Origin of the sequence: Paenibacillus cellulositrophicus, from assembly GCF_009363095.1 — a bacterium.
GTDB lineage: Bacteria > Bacillota > Bacilli > Paenibacillales > Paenibacillaceae > Paenibacillus_AQ > Paenibacillus_AQ favisporus.
This window is the reverse complement of sequence record NZ_CP045295.1, coordinates 1,131,817-1,152,941: the sequence shown is the minus strand read 5'-3', so window position 1 is coordinate 1,152,941 and position 21,125 is coordinate 1,131,817. Positions and strand designations below refer to the sequence as shown.

Below are 21,125 nucleotides of genomic sequence, written 5' to 3'. Positions count from 1 at the left end.
AAATAAGGAAATTGCTGCTAAGAGAACGGTAATGGAACAGTTTTTACAGGTTTTTTATGAAAAAAAGAAAGTATTTATACAAACTCTTGAAAACCTATTTACATACTTGGATATAGGCTTTATATTAGTGTATAACATTTTAACATAGTGAAGCTTTTAAGGGGGAAGAGAGAAATGCGTTTAAGAGGTAAAAAAAGGGGTTTCGTGTTGGCATCCGTTCTGCTGGTACTGTCGATGGTGATGAGCGCCTGCGGTCATAATGCGCCGCCGGCAGCGGACTCGGGGAGTGCATCCGGTGCAAACGCGGACAAGCCTCTGGCAGGCAAACGAGTTGCGCTTATTATGGAGTTTAACACAGGGACGTTTTCCCAGCAATACGTTCAAGGGGTAACCGAGGAAGTGGAGAAATTCGGCGGAAAGCTGACGAAGTTCGTGGCAGCCAACGATAAAGCAAAAATGGCGTCTCTGCTGGATTCGGCCATCACGCAGCATTTTGACTTGATTCTGACCGACCACGGCGATTCGCTCCTCGAACCGGGCCTCCGCAAAGCAGTGGAGCAGAAGATCCCTGTCGTCGTCTTCGACGCTGACGTGAACGTTCCCGGCGCAACCGTGCTCTCTCAGGACGACCAGAAGATGGCCGACCTGACGCTGCAGCAGATGAAGGAGGACATCGGGGGCAAGGGCAACATCGTCAAAGTATGGGTGGCAGGATTCGCACCGATGGAACGGCGCCAAACCTCTTACGCGAAATTTATGAAAGAGAATCCGGATATTAAGGAAATCGCCACGTTCGGCACCGCGAATAACCCGGCACTGGACACGCAGACCCAGATGGAAGCAATTCTGAAGCAGTATCCGAAGGGCCAGATTTCGGCCGTATGGGCTGCTTGGGACGAGTTCGCCAAAGGGGCGGCGCGCGCCATCCAGCAGGCCGGACGCGATGAAATCAAGGTGTACGGTATCGATATGAGTGACGAGGACCTGCAAATGATCCAGGATCCTAGCAACCCGTGGGTCGCTTCCGCCGCTGTCGATCCAAAGGATATCGGACGCATCCAGGTCCGCTATGGCTACCAGAAGCTGCACGGGGATCAAACCGAGGACAAGGTCGTTCTGAATCCGGTGTACGTATCCCGCGAAGCTCTTCCTAAGGAGCAAATTTCCACCACCGAGCTGTCCCAATACGTAGACGGCTGGGGTGCCAGCAAGCAAGGGCTTCAGGACTGGATGAACGAGTACAGCAAGTAACAAAAGATCCGGTCAAACCGGCAAATGCAAGTCTTGGGGTGGTGCTGAGGCGCTGCCCTTTTTCAGGAATAGGGGCTAAGCAGCACTCCACTTTGTGTGGCTTGTTATTTCGGGGCTCCCCGCAAAGTACTTGAACAACATCGGAAGCTGTACTCCACTTTGTGGGGTTACTTTTTGAAGGAGGAATGCCGTGTGGCATCATCATTTCAGCTGGAAATGAGCGGAATCGGCAAACAATTTGGCGGCGTTCCTGCGCTGCATGCGGTGGATTTTACGGTTCACGGCGGCCAGATTCATGCGCTGCTCGGTGCCAACGGCGCCGGGAAGAGCACGTTGATGAAGATTCTGTCGGGCGCTTATCAGCCGGACAGCGGACGCATTGCGGCTGACGGCACGGAGCTGCACATCACCTCTCCGGCCGCGGCCAAGCAGCACGGCATTCACTGCGTGTATCAGGAGGTCGATTCGGCCCTCGTCCCGCAGCTGAGCGTCGCCGAAAACGTCATGCTGGACGCCTTGTCTTCGGGCCAGGGAAGCATGTGGGTCAATTACAGGTCTATGGACAAACAGGTCAAGGCGATTTTGTCCAGGCTGGATGACAGTATAGACATTCATAAAAAGGTGTACGAGCTGTCGCTTGCTCAAAAACAGATTGTCCTGCTGGCCCGCATTTTGTCACAGGACGCCAAGGTGATTATATTCGACGAACCGACCGCTCCGCTGAGCGACAGCGAATGCGAGGCTTTTTTCCGGATGATGCACTCGCTGAAGGACGCCGGTGTGGCGTGCATCTTTATTACACACCGCCTGCCGGAAGTGCTGGAGCACAGCGATATGGTGACCGTGATGCGTGACGGAAGGAAGGTTTACACCGGCCGGACACAGGAGATCACCGGGGATGGCATTATCGGGCACATGCTCGGCAAAACGTTTGAAGAAGAGTTTCCGAAAAAGGATACCGTAATCGGGGACGTGCTCCTTCAGGCCGAAGGCGTCAAGCGCGGACACAAGGTGCGGGGCGCGGATCTTGAGGTCCGCCGCGGTGAAATTGTAGCTGTAGTCGGCCTGGTGGGCGCCGGTAAAACCGAACTGGCCCGGATCCTGAGCGGTGCGGATCAGCCGGACGAAGGCAGCATCTATCTGAAAGGGAAGAAGCTGTCGCTTAAGCAACCGGCGGACGCGGTATCCGCGGGAATCGTCTCCATCCCGGAGGAGCGCCGGAAAGAGGGGATCTTTATCCACGAATCGGTGGATTTGAACCTGTCCATACCGGTGCTGAACCAAGTCAGCAGGCTGGGGTTCATCTCGCGGAAGAAGGAGAAGGCTTTATCCGCCAAAATGATCGGTGCCCTCGGGGTCAAGGCCGCCTCCGGCAGCCAGCTGGTGAAGTTTCTGAGCGGCGGCAACCAGCAGAAGCTGGCGATCGGCAAATGGCTGGACAGCGGGGCGGAAGTTTTTATATTTGACGAACCGACCAAAGGGGTCGATATCGGCGCGAAAAGCGATATATTCCGCATCATTGGAGATTTGGCGGATGCCGGCAAGGGCATTTTGTATTTTACCTGCGAATTGGCAGAAGGACTGGGAATCGGCGACCGGATCGCCGTCATGAGCGGCGGAACCATCAGCAAAGTATTTGCTCGGGGAGAAGCGACGCAAGCCCAGCTCCTATATTATGCGAGCGGAGGCTTGGAGGAAGACCATGAAGGATAAACTGTTAAACTTGGCGTTCCGCTACGGGGCGGTTGTCGTTATCATCGGGGTTATTGCATTTTTTTCGTTCAGACTGCCTTATTTCTTCACGTACGGGAACCTGACCGACATTCTGGGCTCGATCACGATCGTGACCTTTGTGGCGATTGGGGTGACCTTGTCGCTGGTCGTGGACGGCTTTGACCTGTCGGTAGGCTCAACCGTGTCGCTGACCACCGTAGGCGCCGCGTCGCTGATGATATGGTACGAGCAGCCGCTGTGGGTCGTCATCATCGTGCCGCTCATCCTGGGTGCCATCATCGGGCTCGTTAACGCATTCCTGATCGTCAAGCTGCGGATTCCGGATCTTCTGGCGACCCTTGCAGTGATGTACATCGTCGGCGGGATTCACAAAACGTATGCTGCGGGTTATACGATTTACAACCATATGGAATTCCCGGACGGCACCAAAGCCCCCGGCGAGATGAGCGCCGCCTTTCTGCAGCTTGGACAGGGCAAATGGTTCGGCATTCCGATTTCGGCCGTCCTCCTCATTATCGCTGTGGCGCTTGTGCATATTTTTCTGACGCGGACCAAATACGGCCGTCAAATGTACGTCACGGGCGGTAATGAGGAAGCGGCGCGACTGTCCGGGATCAAGGTGAAAAGGGTGCGTACGCTGGCGTACGTCGCTTCCGGCGTGTTCGCCGCGATCGGCGGGATTATTTACGCCTCCCGGGTCGGATCCGGTCAAATCGACGCGGGATCGCCGCTCTTGATGGAATCCGTGGCGGCCGTGTTCGTCGGTTTTTCGGTCTTCGGCGCCGGCAAGCCCAACGTGATCGGCACGTTTATCGGGTCGGTATTGATCGGGGTGCTGGTCAACGGACTGACCATGATGAATTTGCAGTATTTTACACATGATATCGTCAAAGGGATCGTTCTTGTTCTCGCTCTCGCCGTCACTTTTTACGTTTTAAACCGCTCGCGAACGTAAAACTCTTGAAATTCTGCGGTTGCTGTATTACTATAAGTTTGTTCCGCGCCTGCGGCTGAATACGGTCTATATGGCGATTCTATCTGTAAATCTCACAGATGAACGTATATTTTACGGCAAAACGGAAAGATTGATAACATCGATTTATTATTTTGGGAGGTGAAATGATAGTGAACAAGTCCGAACTGATTTCCCAAGTAGCTGAAACGACAGAACTGTCCAAGAAGGATGCGACGAAAGCGGTTGACGCTGTATTCGAATCCATCGCACAGGCTCTGCAAAGCGGGGACAAAGTCCAACTCGTTGGATTTGGTAACTTTGAAGTGCGCGAGCGTTCCGCACGTAAAGGCCGCAACCCGCAAACCGGTGAAGAAATCGAAATCCCTTCGAGCAAAATTCCGGCATTCAAGCCTGGTAAAGCGCTCAAAGACGGAATTAAATAAGATTTCTACATATTCCATACGCAAGAAGAGGACCGTGACGCTCGTTCACGGCCTTTTCTTTTCTGTAGGGCTGACGTCTCCTTCGAGAGGATTGCCGTTGTCGTCCTTTTCCGAATAGGCGATCAGGATGACGGGAGAACCCGTCAGCTGGCTCAGCTGCTGCTCGTATTCGCGAAGCTTGGAAATTTGCCCTTCCCGCAGGGGCGCCGGTTCATATTGCATGTTCTCAACTCCTTGGACTTTATTACATTGGGTAGTATAGCCACAGGATTTTAAAATAATGATACGCTGTGTGTAAGGCTCGCTGAAGAAAGGAGGATACACTCATGGAAAATAAAGGGAATACGGGGAATAGCGATTTTATCGTGATCAAGGCGAAGGATCAAGGGGTGCAGGTCATTGGACTGACCCGAGGGCAGGATACCCGGTTTCATCACACGGAGAAGCTGGACAAAGGCGAAGTGCTGATCGCCCAGTTTACGGACCATACCTCCGCCATTAAAATTCGCGGCAAAGCCGAAGTGTGGACGAAACACGGAAGTCTCGAAAGCGACAGCTAATAGCAAGGAGCTCAAAAAAACAGCTCTTCAATGCAAATTAGCTGCTGGTCAGGGAATGGCAACTTACCTTAAGCGCAATCTGTACAAACGCAGGCATAGCCTGCTTTTTTTCGTTGTAGAATGAGGTATGGACAGCACGTGTCCGGACGAAACTAAGGGATACTATGACGATGGGAGGGCTGTACTTGAAACGATTTCTCATTCCTGGCCTGGTGCTAGCCGTTACGCTGGGCTCGGTCCTCATCCTGCCTGCGCTTTATCATGCGGAGCACACATTTGCCCGGGAAAATCGGGCTTTGGCCGCGTTTCATCCCCAATCGGGCTGGACGCTCGACAATGCGAATATCGTGGATGCGCTGGACAGCCTTCCCCTGACGCTGCCGATCCGCAAGGTGGAGTGGGAATCCCGCGTGCTGACGGTCGACCTGAAAGTGGCCACACCGGAGGTGTCCGTGTCAGAAATCTATTCGAATATTGCCGAGATTCTCTCATTTAGCTTTGACGGTACTTCCAATGTCGACCAGATTCTCCTTCGGCTCGTCGCAGAAGACAAATGGCTCGGCACAAGGCATCTGCTGCTTGCTGCGGATGTCCGGCGGACGGAGTGGAGTCCGGAGCTGAAACAGGCGCTTGGCGAAGCGGGAGAAGGCCCGCTTGCGGACGACATCAAAGCCCGATTCCACCTCACCGAAACGAAACTGTGGAGAGACCGGTTCGATCCGCAGGAAAACGGGTAAAAAGAAGTAAGCATACTGTGCGTGGTCTGACAAGTTGTGCTATAATAAAAAAGATTGTGAACAAAAGTTCTTGCTCGCAACAGACGACATAGAAGTGAGAAAGTTATAGGCTCGGAGGCTGACGATGAAACCGTACCGCATACCCCAACTAGCAAAGAAATATGTCGATTACGACATGATCCAAACCCATACGGAGCTGCCGCCCTATCCGGATGCCCGTGTTCATCTTCTATATATTTTTCTGAACCAGGGAAGCCGCAAGCCTTCCGTGCATACGGAGCTGCTGGCGCTTGTCACGTCGCTCGTTCAGATGGGTATTGACACGCATGAAACGATCGACACCATCCAGGGCAAACAGAACGAGGGAGAAATGCGTTCCCGTCAGCTTAAAGTGCTCGCGGGAGACTATTTCAGCAGCCGGTTCTATCAGCTTCTGTCCCAGAAGGGGCAAATCGAGGCTGTATCGACGCTGAGCGCGGCCATTTGTGATGTGAATATTTTGAAAATGAATCTGTACGGCAAAATGAAAAGCCTTCTCCTGTCAGCGGAGGAATACTTACGGCAACGAGTACAGCTGAATATGCAGCTGTTTCTTTCTTTTACGCCTTTTCTAGATGACTCGTTAAAAGAACTGTGGAAATCGCTTCTCCGCGGCTTCAGCGAATGCGAAACGGTCGTTCGTGAAATGCATCTGAGCTCAGGCTCGGATCCGTTCTTGTACAGCTATTCGTTCTGGCACATTCTGGATGTGGCCTCGGATGAAGACAAGCTGGCCTTGAAGGAAAACCGGGTTGAGCCGAAAGACTGGAAGAAGATGCTGCTTAAGTACAAGGCCGGAGAACATTTGGCGGATAAGCTGCAGCAGGCGGTGAACAGCGTGCAGTCCATCCTGAAAATGGTTAAGGGAGACGGAATGTTCCGGGAGATCGGACAGGTGCTTGACCCGTTCCTTCGTCAGCTTAACACACCGGGATCCGCAGTAGGGGAGGGATTGGCGAGAGGATGAATACCAGCATGAGTGAACGGGACACGAAGACGGAAAATAAATATTCACATGTCCAATCCGTTTTTGAGAGCATTGCACCGAAGTACGATGTGATGAACGATATTATAAGCTTTCGCAGGCACAAGGCCTGGCGGAAGTTCACGATGAAGAAAATGGCGATGAAACCCGGAGATACGGCGGTTGACCTGTGCTGCGGGACTTGCGACTGGACGTTGAGCATGGCGGAGGCCAGCGGAACGGGGCAGATGGTCGGCCTCGATTTCAGCCCGAACATGCTGAAGGTCGGCATGGACAAAATCAAGGCGAGACACCTCGAGGATCAGATTACGCTGGTTCAGGGGGATGCCATGAATTTGCCGTTTGAGGATAACCGTTTTGACTACGCCACCATCGGCTTTGGTCTGCGGAACGTGCCTGACCTGGTGCAGGTGCTGAAAGAAATGCAGAGGGTAGTCAAGCCTGGAGGCATGGTTGTTTGCCTTGAGGTGTCCAAGCCGACGTGGCAGCCTTTCAAAGGAATTTATTATTCTTATTTCAAGTATATACTGCCTGGACTCGGAAAGGTGTTGGCCAAAAGATATGAGCAGTACAAATGGCTGCCGGAATCGTTGGCTCTTTTCCCGGGAAGAGAGGAACTGGCAAGCATATTCCGCAGCATCGGTCTTCAGAATGTCGAAGCCTATCCCCTAACTGGCGGCGTCGCAGCATTACATATTGGGATCAAGGAGAATCGGCATGTTTAAGAAAATCGGCATTTTTCTAGAAATGATCAAAATTGAGCACACATTATTTGCGTTACCTTTTGCGTTTATGGGCGCGATCCTCGGATCGGTCGTCGTCAACGGTCACCTTCCATCATGGGCCCAGATCGGCTGGGTCCTGTTAGCCATGTTCGGAGCCAGGAGCGCGGCCTTCGGCTTGAACCGGATGATCGACCAGGTGATCGACAAGAAAAATCCGCGGACGGCGAACCGGGCCATACCGGCAGGGCTGCTGAAAAGCGCGGAAGTGATCCTTTTTACGGTCGTTTGCTTCCTGCTTCTGCTGTGGGCGGCCTATGAGCTGTCTCCGCTGGCGCTCAAACTGCTTCCGATCGCCGTGTTTTTTCTCGTCTTTTATTCCTACACGAAACGGTTTACCTGGCTGTGCCATATCGTGCTCGGCTTAACGATCGCGCTTGCCCCGCTCGGCGGCTGGGTGGCCGTGACCAACGAAATCGACTGGCCGTCCATCGTCCTGTATTTCTCGGTTGCCTTCTGGACTGCCGGCTTTGATATCATTTATGCGATCCAGGATATCGATTTTGACCGGAAGGAAGGCTTGTATTCCATTCCGGCGCGCTTCGGCGTCCGCAAGTCGCTGCTCATCGCACGGTATTTTCATTTCATTACCGCGATCGGATTCGTTATCCTGTTCTTTACGACCGAGCTGAGCTGGTGGTATTTTGCCGGGATGCTGATCGCCTATATTATTCTCTTCTACGAGCATTTTATTTTGTCCCCGAATGACATGAGCAAGCTGCAGGTCGCCTTCTTTACGATGAACAGCGTCCTCAGCATTCTCGTATTCGTATTCACCCTAATTGATTTGGTGGTGCAGTACTTGTGACGCAGACGGAGAACAAGAGAAGAAGCTGGGTCGTCGGGATTACCGGCGCCAGCGGTTCGGTGTATGGGGTTCGGTTAACGGAGGTTCTGCTGAAGCAGGGCTATGACGTACACATCGTCGTCTCGAATGCAGGCTGGCGGGTGCTTGGCGAGGAGCTCGGTTGGAAAACAGCTCAAAGGGAGCTTGTGCTAAGCGAGAAATTCGGCGGACATCCGGGCAGCGTCTATTACCATCCGGTGGCGGATATCGGAGCAACGATTGCCAGCGGCTCCTATCAGGTGGAGGGCATGGTGATTGCGCCGTGCTCGATGGGGACACTGTCCGCTGTAGCTAACGGATCGTCCGACAATTTGATGACCCGTGCTGCCGACGTCATGCTGAAAGAAGGAAGGCCGCTGATTCTGGTGCCCCGAGAGACGCCGCTGCATGCCATTCACCTGGAAAATATGCTGAAGCTCGCCAGGCTCGGGGTGAAGATGATTCCGGCGATGCCGGCTTTTTACTTCCATCCCCGGACGATCGAGGATTTGATCGACTTCCAGGTGGGGAAGGTGCTTGATATGATGCGGATCGAGCATGAGCTGTTCAGGCGTTGGGACGGCGGGCTGGCCGGACAGGCCAAAGCTGCAGAGTCCGGTACCAAAGAATAGACAGTCCTCCAAACCCATTCGAGCAGCACGAATTGTATGCTATGATTTAAATAAGATGAAAATGAATGGAAGAACGCCAGTGCTCTTTGTTTCTGCTATGCGGGCCATGCTCAAGCCGATGATTTGAACATGAACGGACAGGGAAATGCGGAGTAACATTACGCTGATACGGGTGAAGGAATGAAGAGATTAGACATATTCGGCTTACTGAAAAAAGATATGAATCAAATCGAACAAGAGCTCTTTCGCAGCATTGAGGGCGATCACGAGCTGCTGAACGAGACGTCCATGCACCTGCTGAAGGCAGGCGGCAAGCGGCTGCGCCCGGTGTTTGTGCTGATGGGCGGCAAGTTCGGCAGCTATGACCTGGATAAGCTGAAGCATGTGGCCGTTCCCCTGGAGCTGATCCACATGGCTTCCTTGGTGCACGACGACGTTATTGACGACGCCGAGACGCGCCGCGGTCAATTGACCGTCAAGTCCAAGTGGGATAATAAAATCGCGATGTATACGGGGGACTATATATACGCCCGGGCGCTGCTGCTGGCCACCAAGCTGGAGAACCCGAAGATTCATCAAATCCTCTCCAAAGCGATGGTCGAGATGTCCATCGGGGAAATGGAGCAAATCCGGGACTTCTTCAATACGGAACAGAGCATCCGTCGTTACCTTCTCCGTATCCGGCGCAAAACCGCCCTTCTGATCGCGATCAGCTGCCAGCTGGGAGCGGTAGCGGCTGACGCGGAGCCGAAGGTAGGCAACCTGCTCTACCGCTACGGCTACAACGTAGGGATGGCATTCCAGATTCAGGACGATCTCCTGGATCTGTGCGGAACGGAGAAACAAATCGGCAAACCGCCTGGAAGCGATATCCGGCAGGGCAACATTACACTGCCTGTGCTGTATGCCCTGGAGGACGAGGCGGTTCGGGAACCGCTGCTGAAGGAGATCGCCGTCATCCGGGAACAGAACGGGGAATGCGACGTTTCCGCAGCGGTTTCGCTCATCAAATCCAGCACGGGAATTGCCCGGGCGGAGGAGCTGGCTACCCGCTATATCAACAAGGCGCTCGAGGCGCTCGACCGGCTTCCGAACCAGCGGACGAAGAAAAATTTGCGCGATATCGCCCATTTTGTGACCAAACGTTCGTATTGATACTTCCGCTGATCCGACTTTCTGTTTACAATACAAATCATAACTATGTACAACATTCGCAATGACTTGAGGAAATGGAGAGTGAGTTTATGCAGCGAACTTTTTTAATGATCAAGCCTGATGGAGTGCAGCGTGGTTTAATCGGTAAAATTATCGGCAGATTGGAAGACAAAGGTTTCAAAATGGTGGCAGGCAAGCTAGTCCAGGTGTCGGACGAGCAGGCCAAGCGTCATTACGCGGAGCATGAGGGCAAGGACTTCTATGACAATCTGGTGAAGTTCATCACGTCCGGCCCTGTGTTCGCCATGGTATGGGAAGGGGATAACATTATCCAATTGTCCCGCATTCTGATGGGCAAAACAGAAGTCACGGAGGCTCTGCCGGGCACCATCCGCGGGGACTACGCTTCCCATACGCCCCATAATCTGATTCACGGCTCGGATTCACCGGAGAGCAGCGCACGCGAAATCGCCAATTTCTTCGAAGCGCATGAACTGGTGGATTACGACCGCAGCATTACGCCGTGGATGTAAAGCCTGTTTTATATAATAGCGGAGCGTCGGAAGAGCCAGGGACGCCCGACCCGGATTACATAGGGTTTATCCAGAATATTAAGCGAAGCACGGGAATCGACCTTTCGGACTATAAGGAAGCCCAAATGAAGCGGCGTCTGACGACGCTCAGGGTAAAGAACGGATACAGCAGTTTTGCGGAATTTTTCGAGGCGCTGCAAAAGGATAAGCGCTTGTTTCATGAGTTTCTGGACCGGATGACGATCAATGTCTCGGAATTTTGGCGCAACCCGAACCGCTGGGAAGTACTGCGCGATGTGATCCTTCCGGAGCTGACCGCAGGTGCGCGGTCCAAGCTTAAGGTGTGGAGCGCCGCATGTTCCACGGGAGAGGAGCCCTATACGCTGGCCATGATTTTGGACGGCAAAGGGCTGCTGCAGACGAGTACGCTGGTAGCCACCGATATCGATGAGGGCGCACTGGCCAAAGCGAAACAGGGCTTGTACCTCGAGCGTTCGCTGAAGGACGTGCCGAAGGAAGTCGCTGCCCGGTATTTTTCCCAGGAAGGTCCGATGTACAAGTTCAGCGAAGGGCTCAAGGCAAACGTCCAATTCCGAAAGCAGAATCTGCTGACCGACACATTTGAGCAGAATCACGATCTCATCGTCTGCCGGAATGTGATGATTTATTTTACAGAAGAAGCCAAAGCCAAGCTTTACCATAAATTTGCCGCAGCCCTGCGTCCCGGGGGATATCTTTTTGTGGGAAGCACTGAGCAAATTTTTACGCCCGGCCAATACGGTCTCGAGCCGACCGAAACCTTTTTTTACCGGAAAAAGGCCGACGCTTAAGGTGTCAAGGTATATTCACACCTTCTCTTTGCGATACTACGATTATATTACGGCATCAGACAAAGCGGAGGTTTGCACATCATGGACAAACGAAAGGTAATTACCGCGTATCAACGCGGGTTTATTACCATTCAGGAATGCGGACAGATTCTGGGCATTGAGAGCGTCCAGCTGAGCCGCCTGGTACAGGATTCCCTGGAAGGTCAGAAGAATACGCAGCGAAGCAGCCAGCCGGTCAGCCGGTAGGCAGGCGGAAGCTGGCGCTAATAAGCACCGCTCTTTCACTAGGAAAGACGGTGCTTTTTTGTGCTTGTTACGGGGCTATTCTTTCGGGTCCCCCCATGCAAAGGACTGAAGAAGCAAACGAACCGAACAGCTGTCCTTGATCGTGGGATTTCAATATAACGGGCTAATATGAACCAAGCTTCTCCTTGATCCATCTTCAATACAGCCGAGGTGTTTTCCCTAGCTTTAATACATTGTATATAGCTATAGGGGTTTCTTGTCAAAGCGTGGCACCTATACTATAATGGCAAAAGATATCTGCGGATTTTAGCCAGTTAATGTTTAACAGTTTAAAGGGGGAAAGCACCATGAGTATACGCTACTTAACGGCGGGGGAGACGCACGGACCTCAACTCACGGCCATTATCGAAGGATTACCGAGCCAGTTGAAACTGGACTTTGAAGCCATCAATTTTCAGCTTGCACGCAGACAGAAGGGGCATGGACGCGGGCGCCGCATGCAAATCGAGAAGGATACGGCGAATATTGTCGGCGGTGTCCGGCACGGTTATACGACGGGAGCGCCCGTGGCCCTCGTGGTCGAGAACAAGGACTGGGCGAGCTGGAGCAGCATCATGAACGTGGAGCCGATCGAAGGGTCGGATGAAGAGAAACGCCGCGTTCACCGTCCCCGCCCGGGACATGCCGACCTGAACGGCGGCCTGAAATACAACCATAAAGACCTGCGGAACGTGCTGGAGCGCTCCAGCGCGCGCGAGACGGCGGCACGCGTTGCCTGCGGGGCGATCGCCCGCCAGTTTCTCGAAGCTTTCGGCATCAAAATTGCCGGGCAGGTGATCCGGATCGGCGAGATTGAAGCGCCGGCCAACAACTTGAGCGTCGACGAACTGATTGAACGCACCGAGGCTTCTTCGGTCCGGGTGGTGGATCCTGAGACGGAAGCGAAGATGGAAGCCTACATCGATGAAATCAAGAAAGAAGGCGATTCCATCGGGGGGATCGTGGAGTGCGTCGTTGAGGGCGTACCGGTCGGTCTCGGCAGTTATGTGCAGTACGACCGCAAGCTGGACGGACGGATCGCTCAGGCGGTCATGTCGATCAATGCGTTTAAAGGCGTCGAGATCGGCATCGGGTTTGAGGCCGGCGTGCTGCGCGGATCCCAGGTCCACGACGAGATCCTGTACGTGGAAGGCAAGGGATATACCCGGGCCAGCAACCGCCTGGGCGGCTTTGAGGGCGGCATGACCAACGGCATGCCAGTTGTCGTCCGGGGCGTGATGAAGCCGATCCCGACGCTGTACAAACCGCTGCAGACCGTGGACATTGACACGAAAGAGCCGTACACCGCTCAGGTAGAGCGTTCGGACGCCTGCGCCGTTCCGGCGGCGAGCGTGGTGATGGAGCATGTGGTCGCATGGGAAATCGCCAAGGCGTTCCTGGAGAAGTTCGGCGGCGATTCCATGGACGAAATCAAAGCCAACTATGAAAATTACCTTGCCCAAGTGGAGAGGTACTAATGATGAGAACCGTACAAGTGGAGCTTGGCGACCGTTCGTATCCGATCTATATTGGCCCGGGCCTTCTTCCCGAAACGAGAAGTTATCTGGAGAAGCATGGGCTGACCAAGAAAAGCACGCATCTGATCGTCACGGATGAGCAGGTTGCGGCCCGCCATCTGGACACCCTCAAGCAGAGTCTGGAAAGCAGGGGATATACAGCGGTCGTCTCGATCGTCAAATCGGGGGAAACGTCCAAATCCCTCACGGTGTATGAAGAAGTGATGACAACGGCCATCCAGGGCGGTCTGGATCGCAGCTCGGCTGTTCTGGCGCTTGGCGGCGGCGTAGTCGGAGACCTTGCTGGTTTCGTGGCTGCTACATATATGCGCGGCGTCAAATTCGTGCAGATTCCGACCACGATTCTGGCGCATGACAGCAGCGTCGGCGGGAAGGTAGCCGTCAACCATCGGCTCGCGAAAAACATGATCGGCGCCTTTCACCAGCCCGAGTTGGTGCTATACGACATGGATACGCTGCAGACGCTCCCGGCGCGCGAAGTATCCGCCGGTCTTGCCGAGATGGTCAAGCACGGCCTGATCCGGGATGCGGAGTTTGCCGGCTGGTGCCGCGACCACGCGTCTGAGCTGCTGTCCCTGGACCGGGAGGCGCTGGCGTACGGGTTGGAACGCGGCTGCTCCATCAAGGCCGATGTCGTGTCGGCCGATGAACGCGAGGGCGGCCTGCGCGCCATTTTGAATCTGGGCCATACGATTGGCCATGCGATTGAAGCGGTGGGCGGCTATGGGGAATTTTTGCACGGTGAGGCGATTTCCATCGGGATGGCGGGCTCGGCATTGCTGGCTGTCAAACTGGGACGCGATGCCTCCATCTATCCGGAAACGGTGTCCATGCTGAAGGCACTGAAGCTTCCGGTCGTACTGCCGGAGCACTTGTCCACGGATGAGCTGATCGCGGCGATGAAGCATGACAAGAAATTTACGGAAGGCACCATGGTGTTTATCGTCCCGGATCGGATCGGGGAGGTCAGCATTGTGAAAGACATTCCGGAGGCTCTGGTCCGCGAAGTGATCGAAGAGCTGAGAAGAAAGGAGCCTGAGCATGTATAACCGGGGAATACGGGGAGCAACGACAGTAACCCGCAATGACGAACAGGAAATTCTGGATGAAACCCTTCGTTTGATGAAGGAAATTGCCGACCGCAACGAGATCAATCCGGAAGACATTTGCAGCATCTGGATTACGCTGACCCAAGATCTGGATGCAGCGTTTCCGGCCAAAGCGATCCGCCAGCTGGAAGGCTGGGAGCTTGTGCCGCTGATGTGTTCGATGGAGGTTCCTGTCAAGGGAAGCCTGCCGCGCTGCATCCGTCTTATGGTGACGGTCAATACCGAGAAGGGCCAGGCAGAGATCAACCACGTCTACCTGAATGAAGCGAAGAAGCTGCGCCCGGATTTGGCCGCACCCAAAGCCTGATTTGAAAAACATAGTTGCCATAACAGGGAATGTTCCTGTATAGTGTAGGTAGTTGAGATGAGTAGAGTTTAGATGAGATGAGTTAAGTATAGAAGAGCAGAGTCCATAGGGTTGCATGTTATATTTCGTCAACATGTCCGTGCTGTGGCAGTCAAGGTGTTTCCTTGTATTAGGGGACGCGTGAATGCTGATGCGGTTCATGCTGTCGGACTCTTTCATATACTTATTGAAATCCAAACCTCTACTTCGGTAGAGGTTTTTTTGTTGCTTTCGAGTCTGCTGCTCAACAAAGTCCTGATCAATCGAAGGAGGGTACACGATGTTGAATCCTAGTAAAGAGCAGGTCATCGCCCTGGCCGGACAGTACAATCTGATCCCGGTCGTCAAGCGGCTGTTGGCCGATATGGAAACGCCAATCCGTATATTTCAGCGCTATGCCCAGCGGGAATGCGCATTTCTGCTTGAAAGTGTAGAGGGAGGAAGCCAGTGGGCCCGTTATTCGTTTATCGGGACGGACCCGTTCATGATGATCTCCGGCAAGAAGGGGGAAATCGTGCTGGAACAGGGCGGACAGAAGCAGCTCATGAAAGGTAAGCCTGTTGAGGAGCTCAAGGTGCTGCTTCGCTCGTATCGAAGCCCGAAACTCGATGATCTTCCTCCGTTCACGGGAGGAGCGATCGGCTTCTTCGGATACGATCTGCTGCAGTATTATGAGAAGCTTCCCGCACATCAGGTCGACGATCTGGGGATGGATGACATCCGCTTCATGTTCTGCGACACGGTCATCGTGTTCGATCATGTGAAGCAGCAAATTTTGCTGGTCGGCAACGTGCATGTAAAGGAAGGGGACAACGACGAAGCGATCCGCAAAACGTATGACGAGGTGGACCGCAGGCTGGAGGAGATCGCGGGGCAGCTGCAAGAGCAGGGTCCGCGAGAGAACGTCAACGGCCGCAGCATTCCGGTGGATATCGACCTCGGCGAAATCAAGTCGAACATGACCAAGGAGCAGTATATGGCGAACGTTCGCCAAGCGCAGGAGTATATTCGCGCAGGGGACATTTTTCAGGTGGTGCTGTCCCAGCGCTTTCATATCGAGACGGAGGTGTCCCCGCTGCATGTGTACCGGGTGCTGAGAACCCTGAATCCTTCGCCTTATATGTATTATTTGAAAATGCATGAAGAAATCATTGTCGGCACCTCACCCGAGGCGCTGGTCAAGGTCGACGGCAACAAGGTCAGCACCCGGCCGATCGCAGGCACGCGGCCGCGTGGGGCCGATGAGGCCGAAGACAACCGTCTTGCCGCCGAACTGCTCGCCGACGAGAAGGAGCGCGCCGAGCATTTGATGCTCGTGGATTTGGGACGCAACGATCTTGGAAGGGTGTCGGCGTTCGGCACCGTGAAATGCGACAGCTTTATGGAAATTGAGAAGTATTCGCATGTGATGCACATGGTTTCGAATGTATCGGGGACGCTGCGGGACGACAAAGATTTCTTCGATGCCTTTCTGTCCTGCCTGCCGGCGGGAACGGTGTCCGGAGCGCCGAAGCTGAGAGCGATGGAGATCATCGCCGAGATGGAGCGGGAGGCGCGCGGCGCTTATGCCGGCGCTATCGGGTATCTGGGCTTTAATGCCAACATGGACTCCTGTATTACGATCCGGACGATCATATTCCGCAAGGGCAAGGCGTACGTGCAGGCGGGCGCGGGCATCGTATGGGACTCCGTTCCGGAGAAAGAGTATGAGGAGACGGTGAACAAAGCCAAAGCGCTCCTGAAATCGATCCGGACGGCGGAAGCGATGTTCCCGCCGGTCAAACTGGAGCGGGAAGTGACGAATCAGGATTATTTCTTTGAATATACACCTTAATGGACCGGAAAGGAGAGGAAAGAGCATGAGCGCAAGCGAATTGATACATGCGAGTTTGTCACAATTGATCGGAGGCGCGGATCTTTCAAGGGAGGAAGCCCGCGGACTGATGCAGTGCATCATGGAGGGAGCGGCGACATCTTCCCAGATCGGGGCGCTGCTAACGGCGCTGCGGATCAAGGGGGAGACCGTGGAGGAAATTACGGGGTTTGCCGAAGCGATGAGAAGTGTCGCGAGTCATGTAGCGACCGATAACGCAAGGCTGCTGGATACCTGCGGAACGGGCGGATCGGGGATCCACAAATTCAACATTTCCACCGTCTCGGCGATTATTTCTTCTTCCGTTTCGGTCCGGGTGGCTAAACACGGCAACCGCTCGGCCTCCGGCCGCGCGGGCAGCGCCGATGTGCTGGAGGCGCTCGGCGTTAACATTCACTTGAGCAGTGAACAGGCTAGACGGTGCCTCGAGGAAATCGGCATCTGCTTCCTGTTCGCCCAAATCTACCATCCGTCCATGAAGCATGCAGCCGCTCCGCGTAAGGAGCTCGGCGTGCGGACGGTATTTAATATGCTGGGACCGCTGACGAATCCGGCCGGAGCCGACCGTCAGCTGCTGGGTATCTACGACCGGAACAAGACCGAAACGATCGCAAACGTGCTGAAGGAGCTCGGCTCCAAACGGGCGCTTGTTGTGACCAGCCTGGAAGGGCTGGACGAAATCAGCATCTCGGGGCCGACGCAAATTTCCGAACTGCGTCACGGCGAAGTGCGGACCTATCAGATTCACCCGCATGATCTCGGGTTGGACGCCCACCCGCTGGAAGCCGTTCTGGGCGGCGATGCGGTGCAGAATGCCGCCATTATCCGCTCGGTGCTGGCAGGCGAGAAGAGCCCGTACCGCGACATCGTGCTGGCCAACGCGGGGGCATGTATCTATGTCGCGGGCATAGCAGACAGCATCGCGGAAGGCGTACAGGCGGCGGCACGGGCCATCGACAACGGCAGCGCATCGGCCAAACTTGAGCAACTGATCCAAATGACAGGAGAGCTGAGCTATGTATCTTGATAAAATCGTACAAACCAAACGGACCGAGGTGGCCCGACTCGCCGAGCATTTTTCACTTGCGGAAGCGGAGCGCCAAATCGCTGCGATGCCCGCAACCAAAGGGTTCCACCGGGCGCTGACTGCAGGACGCAAGCGGAGCATGGGTCTGATCGCCGAGGTGAAGAAGGCGTCGCCTTCCAAGGGTCTCATCCGTCCGGATTTTCATCCGGTGCGTATCGCCCAGGCTTATGAAGCGGCAGGGGCCGACTGCCTGTCGGTTCTGACGGACGTTGAATACTTCCAGGGGAGCGGGCAATATTTGCGCGATGTGCGCGCCGCGGTGAACCTGCCGCTGCTGCGGAAGGACTTCATCATCGACGAGCGGCAAATTTATGAAGCCCGCCTCCTCGGTGCGGACGCGGTGCTGCTGATCGCGGCCATTCTGGAGCCCGATCAAATCGCTGCTTATCTGCAGCGGGCGGGTGCGCTCGGGCTCGACGCCCTGATTGAGGTTCACAGCCGGGAAGAGCTCGAAGCCGTGCTTGGCCTCGGAGCGGATCTGCACCAAGGGGCGCTGATCGGGATCAATAACCGGAATCTGCATACGTTCGAGACTTCCCTGGAGGCAACGGCAAAGCTTCGGGAGCTGATTCCACAAGGGATTCCGGTCATCAGTGAGAGCGGTATCGCGGGCAAAGAAGATATGGCGTATTTGGAGCAGGCGGGAGCAAGCGGCGTGCTGATCGGAGAGTATTTCATGCGCCGGGATGACATCGCGGAGGCGGTCCGTGACTTGATGGGGGCGATCTTATCCGGGGAAGAAGTGAAGCATCGTGGGTGAGACGGCGGTAAAAATTTGTGGACTTCAGGACGTTGAAGTGCTAAAATCAATGGTAAACTTGCCTGTGGATTATATCGGATTCGTATTCGCACCGAGCCGGCGCCGGGTAACGCCTGAGCAGGCTGCCCTGCTTGCAGCGCAGCTGAAGGCGTGGAAGACGCCCGAAATTCCGCAAAGCGTCGGCGTGTTCGTCAACCCGGACCTGGAAGAGCTTGCCGCGATCGTGGAGGAGACCAAGCTCGACGTCGTTCAGCTCCATGGACAGGAAAGCCCGCAATTTTGCCGGGAGGTCAAGGAGCGCTTGGGGACCCGGGTATTCAAGGTCTTATCGGTTCAATCCCTTAATGAGAATTCTGAAGCATCTATAAATCATGAACTATACGCAGGCGTGATCGACGGCCTGCTGCTTGATACATTTGATCCGGTGTACGGCGGAGGGTCGGGAAGCACGTTTGCCTGGGAGGAGATACCGGCATACCGCGATTGGGCGAGAGCCCAAGGGATTCCGCTGTTTGTAGCCGGCGGCCTTCTGCCGTCCAACGTGGCCGAGCTGATCGATAAGTACAGCCCGGACGGCGTAGACGTTTCCAGCGGCGTGGAAAGTGACGGAGTGAAGGATATAGACAAAATCGCAGCATTTGTGGGAAGGGTGAAGCAGGCATGACAACACAATTACCAGACAAGAACGGGCGCTTCGGACCGTTTGGCGGAAGATTCGTTCCCGAGACGCTCATGAACGCGCTGATCGAGCTCGAGGAGTCATACAACCGATATTCGGACGACCCAAGCTTTCAGGAGGAGCTGAACTATCTGCTTAAGCAGTACTCCGGCCGTGAGACGCCCCTGTACTATGCGGAGCGTCTCAGCAAGCATTTGGGGCAGGCGAAGATCTACTTGAAACGTGAGGATCTCAACCACACCGGCGCCCATAAAATCAACAACGCGCTCGGACAAGGCGTCCTCGCCAAACGAATGGGCAAGACGAAGGTCATTGCCGAGACGGGAGCAGGCCAGCATGGTGTGGCAACGGCAACCGTAGCCGCACTCCTGGGCATGGAATGCAAGGTGTTCATGGGGGAAGAGGATACGAAGCGGCAGGCGCTGAACGTATTCCGTATGCAGATGCTGGGCGCCGAAGTCGTACCCGTTACGTCCGGTTCGCGCACGCTGAAGGACGCCGGCAACGAGGCGCTGCGGTACTGGGTCAGCCATGTCGACGATACGTTCTACATCCTCGGCTCTGCCGTAGGTCCGCATCCGTATCCGATGATGGTGCGCAACTTCCAGCGGATTATCGGCGACGAGACGCGACGCCAGATCCAGGAGGCCGAAGGGCGTCTTCCGGACTATGTTGTGGCGGCCATCGGCGGCGGCAGCAATGCGATCGGCATGTTCTATCCGTTTATCGAAGACAAGGACGTCCGGTTGATCGGCGTAGAGGCCGCTGGTAAGGGTGTGGAGACCGCCTTCCACGCGGCGACGATGAGCAAGGGCACCCATGGCGTCTTCCAAGGCTCCATGAGCTATCTGCTGCAGGACGATTTCGGCCAGGTACAGGAAGCCCACTCCATATCGGCCGGCCTGGATTATCCGGGCGTCGGACCGGAGCACTCTTACCTTAAGGACATTGAGCGCGCCCAATACGTTCCGATCACGGACCAGGAAGCGCTCGACGCGCTTCAGCTGCTATGCCGGACGGAAGGGATCATTCCGGCCCTGGAATCCGCACATGCGATCGCTGAAGTGGTGAAGATGGCGCCGCGGCTCAGTGAGGACGACATCGTCGTCATCTGCCTGTCCGGACGGGGAGACAAGGACGTGGAGTCCATCATGGCTTATACGGGAGGTAAACAGGCATGAATTTGATGGATCAAACGTTTGCCCGTCTCAAACAGGAGAATCAAACGGCGCTGATTCCGTTTCTGACCATCGGGGACCCGGATCTCGATACGTCGGTTGAAATTATAGCCGGTCTCGAAGCGGCCGGAGCCGACATGATCGAGCTGGGCGTGCCGTATTCGGACCCCTTGGCCGACGGCCCGGTTATTCAGCGGGCTTCCGAGCGGGCGCTGAAGCATCAGGTAACGATCAAAACCTGCATGGAAACGGCGGTCAGAGCGCGCAAGGCCGGGGTGAAGCTGCCATTCATCCTGTTTACTTATTATAATCCGGTGCTTCAGTTCGGGCTGGACCGCTTTTTTGAAGAGGTCAAAGCGCATGAGATCAGCGGCATCATCATTCCGGACCTGCCGATCGAGGAGTCAGCAGACGTGCGAGCCCGGGCCGAGCGGTCGGATATCCATGTTGTTCCGCTGGTGGCTCCGACCTCCCATGAACGGATCAAATCGATCGTGGAAGGAGCCAGAGGCTTCATTTACTGCGTATCCTCGCTCGGCGTAACGGGTGAGCGGGCAAGCTTCCACGAAGGCGTGGAAGATTTCATCGCCAGCGTGAAGAAGTATACGGACATTCCGGTGGCGATCGGCTTCGGTATTTCGAACAGGGAGCAGGCGGTGCGCTTTTCCCGGATCTGCGACGGCGTCGTCGTGGGCAGCGCCATCGTCCGCAAGGTCGAAGAAGCCATTCCGCTTCTGCAGGACGGAGATACGCATGAGCAGGGGCTTTTGCAAATCCGTGAATTTGTGGCACAATTAAAACCATAATC

The 21,125-nt window shown here is 54.9% G+C and carries 24 protein-coding genes; 23 read left to right on the top strand and 1 reads right to left on the bottom strand.

Translation table 11 applies throughout. The features are described from left to right. Positions 1–174 precede the first annotated feature (174 nt). From GCU45_RS05160 to GCU45_RS05145, 4 genes are all read left to right on the top strand, one after another. Positions 175–1,251 (top strand): sugar ABC transporter substrate-binding protein, encoded by a 1,077-nt coding sequence (locus tag GCU45_RS05160; protein ID WP_152398298.1) that lies wholly within the window; start codon positions 175–177, stop codon positions 1,249–1,251. A 216-nt stretch (positions 1,252–1,467) separates the two neighbouring features. Next, complete coding sequence (locus GCU45_RS05155; RefSeq protein ID WP_152402807.1) at positions 1,468–2,964, top strand: sugar ABC transporter ATP-binding protein; 1,497 nt, start codon at positions 1,468–1,470, stop codon at positions 2,962–2,964. Then, positions 2,954–3,940, top strand: coding sequence for an ABC transporter permease (locus GCU45_RS05150; protein WP_089548056.1), 987 nt, complete (start codon positions 2,954–2,956; stop codon positions 3,938–3,940). Before GCU45_RS05155 ends, GCU45_RS05150 begins: the two co-directional genes overlap by 11 nt. A gap of 170 nt (positions 3,941–4,110) precedes the next feature. Beyond that, positions 4,111–4,383, top strand: a complete 273-nt coding sequence (locus GCU45_RS05145) for an HU family DNA-binding protein (protein ID WP_094596254.1) — start codon at positions 4,111–4,113, stop codon at positions 4,381–4,383. A 45-nt stretch (positions 4,384–4,428) separates the two neighbouring features. Here the strand turns inward: GCU45_RS05145 and GCU45_RS33705 are convergent, their stop codons facing one another. Continuing rightward, positions 4,429–4,605 carry a hypothetical protein gene (locus GCU45_RS33705; protein WP_167527085.1) on the bottom strand — a complete coding sequence of 59 codons (177 nt, stop codon included), beginning with the start codon at positions 4,603–4,605 and terminating at the stop codon, positions 4,429–4,431. A 104-nt stretch (positions 4,606–4,709) separates the two neighbouring features. Here GCU45_RS33705 and mtrB point away from each other — a divergent pair, with 104 nt between their 5' ends. The 19 genes from mtrB to trpA all read left to right on the top strand — a co-directional run bounded on the left by mtrB (position 4,710) and on the right by trpA (position 21,123). Then, on the top strand, positions 4,710–4,943 hold the full coding sequence (mtrB, locus tag GCU45_RS05140) for a trp RNA-binding attenuation protein MtrB (protein WP_076170091.1): 234 nt from the start codon (positions 4,710–4,712) through the stop codon (positions 4,941–4,943). A gap of 185 nt (positions 4,944–5,128) precedes the next feature. Further along, the gene (locus tag GCU45_RS05135; RefSeq protein WP_152398297.1) at positions 5,129–5,680 is read left to right on the top strand and encodes a hypothetical protein; all 552 of its coding nucleotides are present in this window, start codon (positions 5,129–5,131) and stop codon (positions 5,678–5,680) included. A gap of 124 nt (positions 5,681–5,804) precedes the next feature. Beyond that, on the top strand, positions 5,805–6,686 hold the full coding sequence (locus GCU45_RS05130; protein WP_152398296.1) for a heptaprenyl diphosphate synthase component 1: 882 nt from the start codon (positions 5,805–5,807) through the stop codon (positions 6,684–6,686). 8 nt (positions 6,687–6,694) lie between these two features. Next, complete coding sequence (locus GCU45_RS05125; RefSeq protein ID WP_076170190.1) at positions 6,695–7,429, top strand: demethylmenaquinone methyltransferase; 735 nt, start codon at positions 6,695–6,697, stop codon at positions 7,427–7,429. Further along, positions 7,422–8,294 (top strand): UbiA-like polyprenyltransferase, encoded by an 873-nt coding sequence (locus GCU45_RS05120; RefSeq protein ID WP_145131979.1) that lies wholly within the window; start codon positions 7,422–7,424, stop codon positions 8,292–8,294. The genes GCU45_RS05125 and GCU45_RS05120 overlap by 8 nt, the downstream gene beginning before the upstream one ends. Continuing rightward, on the top strand, positions 8,291–8,944 hold the full coding sequence (locus tag GCU45_RS05115; RefSeq protein ID WP_089548052.1) for a UbiX family flavin prenyltransferase: 654 nt from the start codon (positions 8,291–8,293) through the stop codon (positions 8,942–8,944). The genes GCU45_RS05120 and GCU45_RS05115 overlap by 4 nt, the downstream gene beginning before the upstream one ends. Before the next feature lie 180 nt (positions 8,945–9,124). Beyond that, positions 9,125–10,099, top strand: coding sequence for a polyprenyl synthetase family protein (locus tag GCU45_RS05110; RefSeq protein ID WP_089548051.1), 975 nt, complete (start codon positions 9,125–9,127; stop codon positions 10,097–10,099). A gap of 89 nt (positions 10,100–10,188) precedes the next feature. Further along, the gene (gene ndk, locus GCU45_RS05105; RefSeq protein WP_076170097.1) at positions 10,189–10,632 is read left to right on the top strand and encodes a nucleoside-diphosphate kinase; all 444 of its coding nucleotides are present in this window, start codon (positions 10,189–10,191) and stop codon (positions 10,630–10,632) included. Beyond that, positions 10,623–11,462, top strand: a complete 840-nt coding sequence (locus tag GCU45_RS05100; protein ID WP_280117506.1) for a CheR family methyltransferase — start codon at positions 10,623–10,625, stop codon at positions 11,460–11,462. The genes ndk and GCU45_RS05100 overlap by 10 nt, the downstream gene beginning before the upstream one ends. A gap of 81 nt (positions 11,463–11,543) precedes the next feature. Then, entirely contained in the window at positions 11,544–11,708 is a 165-nt protein-coding gene (locus tag GCU45_RS33700) for a hypothetical protein (RefSeq protein ID WP_163879324.1), read from the top strand. Positions 11,709–12,055: 347 nt separating this feature from the next. Next, positions 12,056–13,225: a chorismate synthase gene (aroC, locus tag GCU45_RS05095; protein ID WP_116229695.1), complete on the top strand. Its 1,170-nt coding sequence runs from the start codon at positions 12,056–12,058 to the stop codon at positions 13,223–13,225. Between the two features lie 2 nt (positions 13,226–13,227). Further along, positions 13,228–14,334 (top strand): 3-dehydroquinate synthase, encoded by a 1,107-nt coding sequence (aroB, locus tag GCU45_RS05090; RefSeq protein WP_152402804.1) that lies wholly within the window; start codon positions 13,228–13,230, stop codon positions 14,332–14,334. Then, a complete protein-coding gene (gene aroH / locus GCU45_RS05085; RefSeq protein ID WP_076170100.1) occupies positions 14,327–14,701 on the top strand; it encodes a chorismate mutase in 375 nt (124 codons plus the stop codon). The genes aroB and aroH overlap by 8 nt, the downstream gene beginning before the upstream one ends. 319 nt (positions 14,702–15,020) lie before the next feature. After that, positions 15,021–16,574: an anthranilate synthase component I gene (trpE, locus tag GCU45_RS05080; RefSeq protein WP_152398295.1), complete on the top strand. Its 1,554-nt coding sequence runs from the start codon at positions 15,021–15,023 to the stop codon at positions 16,572–16,574. 25 nt (positions 16,575–16,599) lie between these two features. Further along, positions 16,600–17,640 carry an anthranilate phosphoribosyltransferase gene (trpD, locus tag GCU45_RS05075; protein ID WP_152398294.1) on the top strand — a complete coding sequence of 347 codons (1,041 nt, stop codon included), beginning with the start codon at positions 16,600–16,602 and terminating at the stop codon, positions 17,638–17,640. Beyond that, positions 17,630–18,460: an indole-3-glycerol phosphate synthase TrpC gene (trpC, locus tag GCU45_RS05070; RefSeq protein WP_152398293.1), complete on the top strand. Its 831-nt coding sequence runs from the start codon at positions 17,630–17,632 to the stop codon at positions 18,458–18,460. The genes trpD and trpC overlap by 11 nt, the downstream gene beginning before the upstream one ends. Further along, positions 18,453–19,124: a phosphoribosylanthranilate isomerase gene (locus GCU45_RS05065; RefSeq protein ID WP_152398292.1), complete on the top strand. Its 672-nt coding sequence runs from the start codon at positions 18,453–18,455 to the stop codon at positions 19,122–19,124. The genes trpC and GCU45_RS05065 overlap by 8 nt, the downstream gene beginning before the upstream one ends. Next, positions 19,121–20,320 carry a tryptophan synthase subunit beta gene (gene trpB / locus GCU45_RS05060; protein ID WP_145947629.1) on the top strand — a complete coding sequence of 400 codons (1,200 nt, stop codon included), beginning with the start codon at positions 19,121–19,123 and terminating at the stop codon, positions 20,318–20,320. The genes GCU45_RS05065 and trpB overlap by 4 nt, the downstream gene beginning before the upstream one ends. Further along, complete coding sequence (gene trpA, locus GCU45_RS05055) at positions 20,317–21,123, top strand: tryptophan synthase subunit alpha (RefSeq protein ID WP_152398291.1); 807 nt, start codon at positions 20,317–20,319, stop codon at positions 21,121–21,123. Before trpB ends, trpA begins: the two co-directional genes overlap by 4 nt. The last annotated feature ends 2 nt before the right edge of the window (positions 21,124–21,125 follow it).